General features: G+C 55.1%; 10 protein-coding genes. 6 read left to right on the forward strand and 4 right to left on the reverse strand.

Features of this window, described 5'->3' with window-relative positions; genetic code table 11:
• Positions 1-41: 41 nt before the first annotated feature.
• The 3 genes from hemL to thiD are packed head-to-tail and all read right to left on the reverse strand — an operon-like array spanning position 42 to position 2,781.
• Positions 42-1,325, reverse strand: a complete 1,284-nt coding sequence (hemL, locus tag ACYCZJ_RS07205) for a glutamate-1-semialdehyde 2,1-aminomutase (protein ID WP_461553548.1) — start codon at positions 1,323-1,325, stop codon at positions 42-44.
• Positions 1,326-1,330: 5 nt separating this feature from the next.
• Positions 1,331-1,960: a thiamine phosphate synthase gene (gene thiE, locus ACYCZJ_RS07210; RefSeq protein ID WP_461553549.1), complete on the reverse strand. Its 630-nt coding sequence runs from the start codon at positions 1,958-1,960 to the stop codon at positions 1,331-1,333.
• A complete protein-coding gene (gene thiD, locus ACYCZJ_RS07215) occupies positions 1,957-2,781 on the reverse strand; it encodes a bifunctional hydroxymethylpyrimidine kinase/phosphomethylpyrimidine kinase (protein WP_461553550.1) in 825 nt (274 codons plus the stop codon). Before thiD ends, thiE begins: the two co-directional genes overlap by 4 nt.
• Positions 2,782-2,859: 78 nt before the next feature.
• Here thiD and ACYCZJ_RS07220 point away from each other — a divergent pair, with 78 nt between their 5' ends.
• From ACYCZJ_RS07220 to ACYCZJ_RS07245, 6 genes are all read left to right on the forward strand, one after another.
• Positions 2,860-3,036: a rubredoxin gene (locus ACYCZJ_RS07220; protein WP_461553551.1), complete on the forward strand. Its 177-nt coding sequence runs from the start codon at positions 2,860-2,862 to the stop codon at positions 3,034-3,036.
• 160 nt (positions 3,037-3,196) lie between these two features.
• Positions 3,197-3,562, forward strand: a complete 366-nt coding sequence (locus tag ACYCZJ_RS07225; protein WP_461553593.1) for a response regulator — start codon at positions 3,197-3,199, stop codon at positions 3,560-3,562.
• Between the two features lie 23 nt (positions 3,563-3,585).
• The gene (locus ACYCZJ_RS07230) at positions 3,586-3,948 is read left to right on the forward strand and encodes a response regulator (RefSeq protein WP_461553552.1); all 363 of its coding nucleotides are present in this window, start codon (positions 3,586-3,588) and stop codon (positions 3,946-3,948) included.
• 30 nt (positions 3,949-3,978) lie between these two features.
• Positions 3,979-4,491, forward strand: coding sequence for a chemotaxis protein CheW (locus ACYCZJ_RS07235; protein ID WP_461553553.1), 513 nt, complete (start codon positions 3,979-3,981; stop codon positions 4,489-4,491).
• Between the two features lie 48 nt (positions 4,492-4,539).
• Positions 4,540-6,678 (forward strand): methyl-accepting chemotaxis protein, encoded by a 2,139-nt coding sequence (locus tag ACYCZJ_RS07240; protein ID WP_461553554.1) that lies wholly within the window; start codon positions 4,540-4,542, stop codon positions 6,676-6,678.
• Positions 6,679-6,743: 65 nt separating this feature from the next.
• The gene (locus ACYCZJ_RS07245) at positions 6,744-12,200 is read left to right on the forward strand and encodes a hybrid sensor histidine kinase/response regulator (RefSeq protein WP_461553555.1); all 5,457 of its coding nucleotides are present in this window, start codon (positions 6,744-6,746) and stop codon (positions 12,198-12,200) included.
• Between the two features lie 81 nt (positions 12,201-12,281).
• On the opposite strand, the gene ACYCZJ_RS07250 is transcribed toward ACYCZJ_RS07245, so the two are convergent.
• Positions 12,282-13,103 carry an undecaprenyl-diphosphate phosphatase gene (locus ACYCZJ_RS07250; protein ID WP_461553556.1) on the reverse strand — a complete coding sequence of 274 codons (822 nt, stop codon included), beginning with the start codon at positions 13,101-13,103 and terminating at the stop codon, positions 12,282-12,284.
• Positions 13,104-13,252 lie beyond the last annotated feature (149 nt).

The following is a 13,252-nucleotide window of genomic DNA, read 5'->3' on the forward strand; positions in this document are numbered from 1 at the left end:
AAACGCAGCCTGGCTGCGTTTTTTATTGGGCGATCGCATCATTATTCTGCCATTTTCGAGAATACCCGATTCGCCGCCGCCACGGTGGCCTCGATCTCGGCTGCACCATGCGCGGCCGACACAAACCCGGCTTCGAACGCTGAAGGCGCAAAGTAGATACCTTCATCCAGCATGGCATGGAAAAAGCCATTGAAGGCCTCTTTGTCGCATTCCATCACCTCGGCATAGGTTTGAGGTGGCGCGGCGCGGAAATACAAACCAAACATGCTGCCTACCGATTGCGCGGAAAATACCACGCCATGACGCGAGGCCACCTCGGTCAATCCGCTCACTAAAGTGGCAGTTGAGGCAGCCAAGCGCTCATAAAAACCTGTAGAACGAACGAGTTTGAGTGTCGCCAAACCCGCTGCCACCGCCACCGGATTGCCCGACAGGGTGCCGGCCTGATAGACCGGACCCAGCGGCGCGAGTTTTTCCATAATCTCGCGCCGGCCGCCAAATGCCCCGACCGGCAGACCGCCGCCAATGACCTTGCCAAAAGTGGACAAATCCGGCGTAATTCCGTAAAGCGCCTGCGCGCCACCCAGCGCAACACGAAATCCGGTCATCACCTCGTCGAAAATCAGTACTGCCCCATATTGCGTACACAGGTCGCGCATGGCTTTCAGGAATTCCCCTCGCGGCGCAATCAGGTTCATGTTACCCACCACAGGCTCGACGATGACTGCTGCAATTTCTGATCCGATACGGGCAAACGTGTCTGTCAACTGTTGTGTATCGTTGTAATCAAGCACCACGGTGAGTGCCGCCAGTTCAGCAGGCACCCCGGCGGAACTGGGCTGGCCGAAAGTGAGCGCGCCGGAGCCCGCCTTGACCAGCAGCGAATCACCGTGACCATGATAGCAGCCCTCGAATTTGATGATCTTGTCGCGCCCGGTATGGCCACGCGCCAGGCGAATCGCGCTCATCGTCGCTTCGGTACCGGAACTGGTGAGACGTACCATATCCATGCTCGGTACCAGCTCAACCAGCAGGTCGGCCATTTCCACTTCCAGCCCGGTCGGCGCACCGAAGCTCAGGCCAAGCGCCGCACGCTCGCACACGGCTTGCAATACCTCGGGATGACTGTGACCGGCGATCATCGGCCCCCACGAACCCACATAGTCGATGTATTCGCGGCCATCGGCATCCCACACGCGCGCACCCAGCGCACGCTCAAAAAAACATGGCGTACCGCCCACCGAACGAAACGCGCGCACCGGTGAATTGACCCCACCCGGAATATGGCGCTGGGCGCGGGCAAACAGTTCTTCATTTTTACTCATGGTTTTCAGTCTTCTGTTTCAGCAATAAAAAGATCAGCGAAGCGACGCGCACGCGCTTCGATATCGTTGGGTACTTCGAACAAGGCATTGATAACCGCTATTGCATCGGCACCTGCTTCGATGAGCGACACTGCATTTTCAGACGTGATGCCGCCTATTGCCACGATGGGCAGGCGCAATGCCCGGCTGGCTTGTTGCAACAATGTGCAATCCGCACGCGGCGCATCGGGTTTGGTAACGGACGCGAAAAAACTGCCGAAAGCCACATAATCAGCGCCTGCTTTTTGGGCTGCCAAAGCCAGATCCAGGCTTTGATAGCACGATACGCCGATGATTTTGGCCGCTCCCAGCACAATGCGTGCTTCACGGATGCCGCCATCATCGCGCCCGAGGTGGACACCATCCGCATCCACCAGATCGGCCAGACGCAAGCTGTCATTGATAATCAATGGCACCCTGTAACGCCTGCACCTCTCCAGCAACTCGCTGGCCTGCTCATGCTGGCGCGCCACATCACCGCTCTTATCGCGATACTGGACAACCGCGGCACCACCCTTCAGGGCGGCCTCGACCTCATTCAGCAGCCGTGCGCTGTCGTCAGTTTCACGCGTGATCGCGTAGAGCCCGCCTATCATTGCGGCTTCTCACCCTCGCGCGCCCAGAACAAACGATCCGGAATGAATTGTCCCATGCCGGGGCGAAATGCTGCGCGCAATGACTCATAGGTGAATTCCTGCGCCTCCCGGACCGCCTCCGCCAGATCCAGACCATGCGCCAGCGCGGCGGCAATCGCGGATGCCAGCGTACAACCCGAGCCATGATAACTGCCCGGCAGGCGGTCCCATGCATCCCGTCGTAACAGACCGTTTTCGCCATAAAGCGTATTGAAGACTTGCGGCGTATTTTCGTGGGTGCCGGTAATCAGCACATATTCGCATCCCAAATCAATCAAGCGTCGGGCGCATTCTTCCAGATCGAGTTCCACACCTTCTTCACCATCATCCTGTAACAGACGCCTGACTTCCATACTGTTGGGGGTCAGGATAGTGGTCTGCGGGATCAGCATGTCGAGAAGCGCCGCCTGCATGTCGTCATTCGCCAGTTCATCACCACGCCCGGATGCCAGTACAGGGTCGAGTATCAGCGGAACATCGGGGTAATCGCTGACGATCTCCGCAATCGCAGCAATCGCTTCGATACTGCCGAGCAGGCCGATCTTGAAAGCGGCCACCGGCATGTCTTCCAGCACGCTGCGCGCCTGATCGGCGATCCAGTCGGCATCTATAGGCAGATAATCGTCCACGCCCACCGTATCCTGCACCGTGATCGCCGTCACCACCGACAAGGCATGGCAACCCATGCTGGTCAGCGTGAGAATATCGGCCTGAATACCGGCCCCGCCACTGGGATCGGTCGCGGCAAAAGTGAGTACGATAGGCGGGAGTTCTTCGGTCATGGTCGAGGCGGTGGCACCCGATACTTCGGTGCATTATGGAGTTAGAATAATCATTTTAACCGAAAAGCGGAAATTCTAATGGCAACCCCCTTCAACTCTTATCTGTGTGTGATCTGCGGCTTTATCTATGAAGAGGAAAAGGGTCGTCCGGATGATGGCATTGCCCCTGGAACCCGCTGGGACGACGTGCCTCCCAACTGGACTTGTCCGGATTGCGGCGCACGCAAGGACGATTTCGAGCTTGTTCAAATATAGGACGCGTAGCAATTCCTAAAGATTTCGCCCGGCAGTCCGATATTTACTCAAAGCCTGTACTGGTGCTTATTGCAATTGAACCACCGCGCAGGCCGAAACCGACACACTCAGGACGGGGTACAGCGTGAGCGACACGAAAAATCTGGCTGGTATCAAAGTAATGATCATCGATGACAGCAATACAATCCGCCGTAGCGCAGAGATTTTTCTCAATCAGGCCGGCTGCCAGGTCATTCTGGCTGAGGACGGGTTTGATGCATTGGCTAAAATCACCGAGCATCTGCCGGATGTGGTTTTCGTGGATATCATGATGCCTCGCCTGGACGGCTACCAGACCTGCTCGCTGATCAAGAAAAACGCACATTTCAGTGCCACCCCGGTGGTCATGTTGTCGAGCAAGGACGGTTTGTTCGACAAGGCGCGCGGGCGCATGGTGGGCTCCAATGAATACCTGACCAAACCTTTTACCAAAGATACCCTGTTAACTGCAGTACAACGCCACACCACCCAGCATTTAGCTGCCTGACTTTTTAAGACGAGATTATTACCATGGCTATCCAACGCATCCTGATTGTAGACGACTCTCCGACCGAACGCTTTTTCCTGGCTGATTTGCTCGGCAAAAATGGCTATGAGGTCAGCATGGCTGAAAATGGCACTGAGGCGCTGGACAAAGCCAAGCAGACCAAACCAGACCTGATCCTGATGGACGTCGTGATGCCAGGTCTGAATGGCTTTCAAGCCACCCGCGCGATTTCACGCGACGACGACACCAAGCATATCCCGGTCATCCTGTGCACAACCAAAAATCAGGAAACCGATAAAATATGGGGAATGCGTCAGGGCGCCATTGAGTACATGGTGAAACCCATCGACGGCCCTGCCTTGCTGCAAAAGATCCGTACTTTATAAGCTTCAGTTTCTGACAACTCACTTACGACCATGTCAAAACGCGTCAGCCTCAAACAATTCCAGCAAGATCTGAGTACCCGGCTTCAGGATGCGGGCACGCGCACCACGCTGGCGACCAGCCTGGGAGTGCGCGTCGGCGAGGAAAACTGGTTGATCGAATTGGGCAACATCAGCGAAGTCATTGCGCCGGGGCCATGGATACGGGTGCCGCTTGCCAAGCCCTGGCTGCTGGGGGTCGCCAATATACGCGGCAAACTATATAGCGTTGTCGACCTGTCCGCCTTTTCCGGTCACGCCCCGGTTACACCAGGGCCGGACACGCGCTTACTGCTGGTACACAGCCGCTTTGCCGTGAATGCCGCATTGCTCGTTGACCAGACACTGGGACTACGCAGCCTGGAACACGCCGCTCACACGGAAACCGGCACGCCGGATACAGAATGGGTAAGCCGTCATTATCGTGACGGACAAAATGTCTCCTGGAAAGTATTGGACATGGGCGCATTGGTTTCGCACCCGACTTTTCTCCAGGCCGGCATCTAGCTATTTCATAATAACAATCTACTAAACAACTTTAACGCGGAGAAAAGCATGGCTATCAGCTTTCCCAGTTTCAATCTGAAGTCCTCCAAGGACAAAACTGCCAAATCCAGGAATACGCGCGACGTGCCTGAGCACACCACGCTGATCATGAGCGGATTGCGCAAAATTTCCGCAAAGACCCCCGGAGAGACGCCGCTTATCGGCCATTTGCCGATCGAAAAACAGTACATGCTTACCCTCGGCGCAGCCTTGGGGCTGATTGTGCTGGCAGCCGGTCTGGTGACATACAGCACCATTCAAGTGGGTAACAAGACCGAATATATCGGAACATCCACAGAGATGCAGATGTTGTCACAACGCATTGCCAAGGGTGCGCAACAGGCCGTGCTAGGCACCCCGGAAGCATTCAAACAACTCCAGGATAGCCGTAATATTTACAAAAACAGCCTGTCAGGCTTGGTAAACGGTAACAGCAGCATCCCTGCTTCACCCAGTTCGATTCAGCCACTACTGGCCACGCTCGACAAAGACTGGAAGCCGATGGCCAAGCAGATCGATTTGATTTTGGGCCAGGAAAAAACGCTGGTTGGCCTGCATAAGAGCGTAGGAAACATCAACAAGAACAGCAGTACGCTGCTGGAACTTTCCGAGCAACTCGTTGGCCGCATGAACGATGCCAATGCAGCACAACGGCCTACCTCGCTAGCCAGCGAAATGGTCATGCTGACCCAGCGTATGGCTAAAAATGCCAACACGCTGCTGTCCGGCGAAGTCATTGATCAGGATGTGGCATTTCAGTTGGGCAAAGATGCGACTACTTTCAAGGACATCATGAATGGCTTGCATGACGGTAGCGAAAAGCTGCGCCTGACTGCCGCCACGGATCAGGACGTACGCACCAAACTGCAGGACATTCTCACTGCCTACGAAGGATTTGACGTTGACGTCAACAACATCCTTGCCAACATGCAGCCCCTGGTGGAGGCCAAACAGGCGGGACACGGAATTTTCACCGAAAGTGACAAACTTCTGTCCGACACGCAAAAAATCACCATCGCTTATCAAAAGCTGGGGGCGCTTGGCAATGCCCTGGCCATTCTGTTTGGGGTACTGGGGCTAGCCAGCCTGGCATTGTTTGGATATATCAACATTAACGAAGCCAAACGCCGCGCGTTGCAAGGTGAGGCCGAGAACAAACGCAACCAGGAAGCTATTTTGCGGTTATTGAACGAATTGGGTGACCTCTCGGAAGGCGACCTGACCGTCAGCGCGACGGTTAACGAAGACATCACCGGCGCGATCGCGGATTCGATCAACTTCACTATCGATGAACTGCGGTCACTGGTTGCAGGTATTGACAAGGCAACTGATCAAGTCAATTCGACGACCACGCAAGCTAAACTGGTGTCGGACGAACTCCTGTCTGCGGCACAACGTCAATCACGTGAAATCGAAGATACTTCTGCCGCTATTCTGGATATGTCGCAATCCATTAATGAGGTGTCAGCCAGTGCCAGCCAATCGGCACAGGTGGCGCACCAATCACTGGAAGCCGCTGAAAAAGGCACCCACGCAGTGCAAAACTCCATTGCAGGTATGAATGGCATTCGTGAGCAGATTCAGGAAACCTCCAAGCGTATCAAACGCCTGGGTGAGTCATCACAGGAAATTGGCGAAATTGTGGAGTTGATCTCCGACATTACCGAACAGACCAACGTGCTCGCCTTGAACGCTGCCATTCAGGCCGCATCAGCAGGTGAAGCAGGGCGCGGATTCTCGGTGGTTGCGGAAGAGGTGCAACGTCTGGCGGAACGCTCCGGTCAAGCGACCAAGCAGATCGCCGCCATTGTAAAAACCATTCAATCGGATACGCAAGACGCGGTTGCCGCCATGGAAACCAGTACCCAGGGTGTGGTTGAAGGTGCGAAGCTATCCGATGCTGCCGGTCAGGCGCTGTCCGAGATCAGTCAGGTCTCCCGCAATCTGGCGGCCTTGATCGAAAACATCTCCACCGCGACCGAAGCCCAGGCTTCGGCAGCCACCAAAGTTGCCCGCACCATGCAGGACATCCAGAACATTACCGAGCAGACGACAACTGGTACAAACCAGACTGCATCTTCAATTGGCGCCCTGAGCGACCTGGCAGCCGATCTGAAGAAATCGATTGCCGGCTTCAAGCTGACATAACACACTGACTTCCGGCGTGTGCAGAGCGCACGCCGCTGCGACTAGCTGACTAAACAGGACACACCATGAGCGCAACTGCGGAATACGATACCGGCCCATTAAGCTGGGTAAAGAGCGAAATCGACCACGCCCTGCAGCAAACTCGCACGATACTGGACCAGTTCAGTGTCGGGCAGGACGACCCTGCACAGTTGCGTAATGCCCGCACGTATCTAAACCAGGTCAGCGGTGCCATCGAGATGGTCGGGCTGCAAGGTGTTGCACTTGTTTCGCAGGAAGCCAAAAAACTGCTGGAGCAACTCGAGAACCAGACGCTGCCTATCGATACGGCTGCTATTGATCTGCTGCAACGCAGCATCGATGCGATTTGTCTGTATCTGGATGACCTGATCAAAGGCAAGCCCAACCTGGAACTGCGCTTGTTTCCGCTTTACAAGGAAATCCGCACCATTCTTGGCGTTGAAAACAGCACAGAAAGTGATCTATTCTTTCCGGATATGGGTCAGCGCGCTCCGAAGATTCAATCCGTAGTGTCGCGTTCCGAAGAAGAATTGGCGGCGCTGGTAAAAAAATCACGCGTCCAGTTCCAGCGCGGCCTGCTGGCGTTCCTGCGCCAACAAAATGCGGACCGGGGTCTGGCGGTGATGCGTACGGCAGTGCATGAAATCGAGCAAGCCATGGCACTGCCTGCCAATCGTACATTATGGTGGGGCGCCACGGCATTTGTAGACTGCCTTGCCAATCACGCCATCGAACCCAATTTTGCGGTCAAGCAACTGTGCGGACGCATCGATTTGCAAATGCGCCGCCAGGCTGAAGGCTCGTATAAAGTCGCCGAACGCCTGCTCAAGGACATCCTTTATTTCGTGGCAAAAAGCCGCGATGTCAGCGATCATGTCAAAGCCGTCAAGCAGGCTTTTGCGCTGGATAACATGATGCCAGACGATAGCGCCGCATCCAGTGAAATGACCGCGCTGCTGCCGTTACTCAAGGAACTGCGCAATCTGCTCGGTCCGGCCAAGGAGTCCTGGCTCAAATTTACTGCCGGCAATCGTGACAGTTTGGCACAATTCCGATCCCAGACCTCCGCTTTGCTGGCACGAACTGCCGAACTGAAAAGCACGCCACTGTTGAATTTGCTGACTCAAATCAGCGAGATCGCCACATCCCTGGACACGCTTCCAACAGGCAAAAGCGAAACACTGGGTCTGGAAATTGCCACCGCACTATTACTGATTCAGAACACGCTGGAAAACTACCAGAACGTTACCGGCGAGCTGGTTGCGCAAACCGATGTACAAATACAGCGGCTGCGCGCTGCCGCATACGGCGATGTGGATGTATCCGAGATACCGGAAATTCCGTTGCTGGATGAAATATCGCGCCATGCCCAGGAGCGATTGCTCATCGCACAGGTTGCACAGGAAATCCAATCCAATCTGAACCACGCCGAAGAAGTACTGGATGCGTTTTTCCGTGACCCCGCACATGATCGCCAGGCTTTGGGCGGCATCAATTCCCCGTTGACACAGGTACAAGGTGCTTTGAGCATCCTGCAGCTGGATCAGGCCGGGCAGCTACTCACTGCAGCCCGAGACATTGTGTCGGGTTTTCAGGATCTCCAGCAACCCATTAACGAAGCTGATTTTGCAGTCATCGCAGACGCCCTCAGTAGCCTTGGTCTTTATATTGACGCACTCCGTCACCAGCGCAACGATGCAGATACGATCCTGCTTCCCGCGCTTCAGCAGATGGGGTTATATGAGCCTGAACCAGGCGCATCGGCGAATGTGCCCACTGCCAGTGTCGAAGATAATCTGGATACATTGAAACACAATCTGCCTGGTCAGCTGACAGCCTGGCAGGAAGCGCCCGGCGAGGCACACACTCAAAAAAAGTTTTTGAGCGCACTGCTTGAGCTGGAAGAAGATGCCGAGCTCATCGGGGACTATGCGCTCAAACAACAAACTGCCGAGGCGCTAAAGCTTGCCGACAATGGACCCAATCCGGAACTGTCTCAAGCCATCCAGAACATCACGGGTAATGAACCTGCACTGCCCGCGTCCGCAATTGAAACGCCCGATGCAGCCACAAGTCAGGCGATTGATGCGGAACTGCTGGAAGTGTTTCTGGAAGAAGCCTGCGAAGTGCTCGATAGCATCGCCAGCCATCTGGAAGTATGCCGCGCTGAATCCCATAACAATGACAGTCTGACGACACTGCGCCGTAATTTCCATACCCTGAAAGGCAGCGGCCGCATGGTAGGGCTCACCGACCTGGGTGAAGTTGCGTGGAGCATCGAGCAGCTGCTTAATCAGTGGCTGCAGGATGAAAAACCGGCCAGCGCAGCTCTTCTGGCTGTGCTGACAGACGCCCACGGTCACTTTGATGGCTGGATTCAATCGCTAAAATCCAGTGGACAAGCGCTTATTTCAGCAAGCGAATTAGTGAGCAGGGCAAACCAGTTACGCACGGGTGAAGAGCTGGAACCGGTGCAAATACAAGATGTCCAGCCCACTGAGGAATCGGCCAGCCTGGCGCCTGAGCCGGCCATTCTGGAACCTGTGTCGGCACCTGAACCTGAATCCAGCACGCATGAATTCAGCCTTCCAGATGAATCGGCGACCCCATCTGATGTAGTCGAAACGGACATCGGCGCCATCAGTTCCGAAGAGGACGCCGCTGAAATCGCGCCTCCCGAAGACGACCGCATCAGTATCGGCGCCAACCTGATCTCCGCGCCGCTTTTGGACATTTTTCTGCGCGAAGCCGAACAGCATCATGCTACTTTACGGCACGAATTCGTGCGTCTGCAAACCAACATTGGCGAACCGGTCGCATACGATTTCATGCGTGCCGCGCACACATTGGCCGGCATTGCCGGGACCACAGGCTTCACCGCCGTGGCCGATCTTGCACACGCGCTGGAAACATGGCTTACCCAATTGCAGGAAAGCGTTGCACCATTACCCGCCGACAGCAAGCTTACAGACGAGACCATCACCGCATTAGGTGAAATGCTGGACAGTATCCGTGCGCAGCAATCTCCTGTACATGGAAATGACCTCATTGCCGCCCTCGAGGCTTTGCAGGCTGCCACGCTTGAATATGAAGCACAACTGTCAGACAGTGAAGTTGCGAGTAACAACTCTGCAATAGCACCTGGTGTCGAGAATGAAATTGCTCCTCTCGAGCCACTAAATATTGATGAACCTGCCGCTGATATTCCCCATCTCAACACGCTGCTAGCCACTGCCGACGAGCAGCAGGCGCGGCGCAATATCGTGGATGACCTGGACGATCAACTGCTGCCGATCTTCCTTGAGGAAGCGGCTGAACTGATGCCGAAAATCGGCGCTGAAAGCCGCAACTGGCGCGCTGACCCGACCCAGGGTGATGCACCGGCGAGTTTGCAGCGCCTCTTGCATACCCTCAAGGGTAGCGCACGCATGGCCGGTGCCATGCGCCTTGGCGAGCTGACCCATGTCATGGAAACCCAGGTTGTCAACGCGCTTGAATCCGGCTCTCTCGACACAGCCTATTTCGATGAATTCGAGATCGAGCTGGATCGTCTGAACGACGCTTTGCACCAATTGCTGCATCCTGAAGAAGCCCCCATTCTCGGCGAGGGCACCCAGACAGATCAGCAGGCCGCGCCTCACGTCACGCCAGTACACACGCCCGCTGTGCCCATGATCGAGCCGGAAACCAGCGCAAGCATGTTACGCGTACGTGCTGAAATGGTAGACCGTCTGGTCAACGAGGCCGGTGAAATCAGTATCACCCGCTCGCGTCTTGAAAGCAGCGTATCCGGCATCAAGCAAAATGCAGGTGAATTGGCAGAAAATATCGGACGTTTGCGCGGTCAGTTGCGCGAACTGGAAATCCAGGCTGAAAGCCAGATGCAATCCACGCTGTCGCATATGCAAATGGATGATCAGCAGTTCGACCCACTCGAATTTGACCGCTTCACACGCTTGCAAGAACTCACGCGCATGATTGCCGAGAGTATTAACGACGTCGGCACCGTCCAGCAGAACATTACAGTCGGCCTCAACGAAACCGAGGCTGCCCTGACCCAGCAGGGCCGGATGACGCGCGATCTGCAACAGGCATTGATGCATATTCGTATCGTGCCCCTGTCCAGCATTGCCGATCGCCTGCACCGCACAGTGCGTCGCGCGGCCAAGGACCTGGGCAAAAAAGCCAGCTTGCAGATCATTGGCGAGCAGGTTGAAATCGATCGCAGCGTACTGGAAAAAATGGTCGCGCCTTTCGAGCATTTGTTACGCAACGCCGTCGCTCACGGCCTCGAACTCCCCGCAGACAGGATAGGGTCCGGGAAATCGGAATATGGCGAAGTTGTGCTGCATGCGCGCCAGGAAGGTAACGAAGTCATGCTGTCGCTACGCGACGATGGGCGCGGGCTTGATCTGGAGGCAATTCGCGCCCGTGCAATCGCCAATGGCTTGTTGCAACCCGAGATTCATGTCGCCCCCAATCAGCTGATGCAATTCATTTTTGCACCCGGTTTTTCCACAGCTGAATCGGTCACCGAACTGTCCGGCCGCGGCATTGGCATGGATGTGGTCAAAAGCGAAATCACCAGCCTCGGTGGCCGTATAGAAGTCGAGAGCGAATCCGGCAAAGGTGCGCAGTTCATGATTTACCTGCCGCTTACCCTCGCCGTCACGCAGACGGTTCTGATCAAGGCCGGCGAGCACCTGTACGCGCTGCCATCCACCATGGTCGAACAAGTCCAGGAATACAAAAGTGAGGCTTTGGTCGATCTGCTTGCCACGGGCGCCATCAATTGGCAGGGCAATCACTATAATCTGTTCTACCTTCCGCACCTTCTCGGCCAGATGGAACAGGCACACCTCTCGCAACGCTACAACGCCATCATTCTGCTGAGAAGCGCCACACAACGCTGCGCCATTCTGGTGGACGAATTGATCGGCAACCGTGAGGTCGTGGTCAAAAATATCGGTCCGCAGTTAGCCCGCGTCAGCGGTATCGCTGGCGCCACGGTGCTCGGCAATGGTCAGGTAGTCCTCATTCTCAACCCGGTACAACTGGCACTGCGTCAGGGTGAACACACCGAGACGACAGTGGCGCCAGTCATAGAAATTGAAGCCGTACGCAGCAAGGTGGTGATGGTCGTGGATGACTCACTCACTGTACGCAAAATTACCGGCCGGCTGCTGACGCGCGAAGGTTATGAAGTGATCACCGCCAAGGATGGCCTGGATGCATTGCAAATGCTGCAGGATGTCATCCCGGATGTCATGTTGCTGGACATCGAGATGCCGCGCATGGATGGCTTCGAGCTGACCAAAACCATGCGCGCAGATGAGCAACTGGCCGGGGTGCCCATTATCATGATCACCTCGCGCACTGCAGATAAACATCGTGATCACGCCATGAGTCTGGGAGTCAATGCCTACCTCGGCAAGCCATTCCAGGAAGAAGAACTGCTGGCCCACGTTGCGCATTATATGCAACAGTCCGAAACGGTTTGAATTCAGGCCCGCTGCTGTGCGGGCCGGCTTTCTGCCTTTCCTCCCATCGCCTCACAGACATCCGGACAACACTGCGGAATCTTAGGCGGCGCTCGCAAACAGGGTATCGCGGAAATAAATCAGCAATATCACGCCAAACACAATGCGATACCAGGCGAAGATTGCAAAACTATGGTTTGAAATATAGCGCAGCAACGCACGTACAGCGAAAAATGCACTAACGAAAGCGGTGACAAAACCAATTCCGAACACCATGAAATCATGCACATGGAGTTCATGCCAATGCTTTGCCACTTCGTAGAAAGTCGCCGCGAACATGGTGGGTATGGCCAGGAAAAATGAAAACTCCGTGGCCGCCTGTCGCGACAGCCCGAAAATCATCCCGCCCATGATGGTGGCGCCTGAACGCGACGTACCCGGCACGATGGAAAAAGCCTGTGCGAAACCCACTTTCAGCGCATCCTTCCACGTCATGTCATCAACATGATGAATACGCGGATTACGTGCGTATCGTTCCACTGCAAATATCACGAAACCGCCCAGAATGAAAAATACGCCGACCCAGAATGGGTTAAACAAATGCGCCTTGATTGCCTTGATGAACAACAGCCCGAAAACAGCGGCGGGCATAAAAGCGATCATGATGTTGATGGCAAACCGCCGCGATGCGGGCTTGCTGCCCAAACCCCCAACCACCTCGCCGATACGCGCCCTGAACTCCCATACCACGGCCAGAATCGCACCCAGCTGGATAACGATTTCGAATACTTTCCCGACGTTATCGTTGAAATTCAACAAGTCGCCGGCAATAATCAGATGGCCTGTAGACGATACCGGCAAGAATTCCGTCACACCCTCTACCAGCCCCATGATGAAGGCTTTGAGATATATCAGATTGTCCATTGTTCCTCGCACAAAAAAAAACCCGTTCAGGGCGCAAATCAGTTAGGGCTAATATACACGCGTTAACCACCCGCGAAATGCATGGCCGGATATTTCGTGAATGCGCACAATGGTTACATCGGCGCATTCATGATAAAGAAATTCTGTGA

It is taken from the genome of Sulfuriferula sp., from assembly GCF_054605375.1.

Excerpts from the sequence above, each read along its gene's own strand:
- hemL (WP_461553548.1), bottom strand. The coding sequence starts at position 1,325 with ATGAGTAAAAATGAAGAACTGTTTGCCCGCGCCCAGCGCCATATTCCG.
- thiE (WP_461553549.1), bottom strand. The coding sequence starts at position 1,960 with ATGATAGGCGGGCTCTACGCGATCACGCGTGAAACTGACGACAGCGCA.
- thiD (WP_461553550.1), bottom strand. The coding sequence starts at position 2,781 with ATGACCGAAGAACTCCCGCCTATCGTACTCACTTTTGCCGCGACCGAT.
- ACYCZJ_RS07220 (WP_461553551.1), top strand. The coding sequence starts at position 2,860 with ATGGCAACCCCCTTCAACTCTTATCTGTGTGTGATCTGCGGCTTTATC.
- ACYCZJ_RS07225 (WP_461553593.1), top strand. The coding sequence starts at position 3,197 with ATGATCATCGATGACAGCAATACAATCCGCCGTAGCGCAGAGATTTTT.
- ACYCZJ_RS07230 (WP_461553552.1), top strand. The coding sequence starts at position 3,586 with ATGGCTATCCAACGCATCCTGATTGTAGACGACTCTCCGACCGAACGC.
- ACYCZJ_RS07235 (WP_461553553.1), top strand. The coding sequence starts at position 3,979 with ATGTCAAAACGCGTCAGCCTCAAACAATTCCAGCAAGATCTGAGTACC.
- ACYCZJ_RS07240 (WP_461553554.1), top strand. The coding sequence starts at position 4,540 with ATGGCTATCAGCTTTCCCAGTTTCAATCTGAAGTCCTCCAAGGACAAA.
- ACYCZJ_RS07245 (WP_461553555.1), top strand. The coding sequence starts at position 6,744 with ATGAGCGCAACTGCGGAATACGATACCGGCCCATTAAGCTGGGTAAAG.
- ACYCZJ_RS07250 (WP_461553556.1), bottom strand. The coding sequence starts at position 13,103 with ATGGACAATCTGATATATCTCAAAGCCTTCATCATGGGGCTGGTAGAG.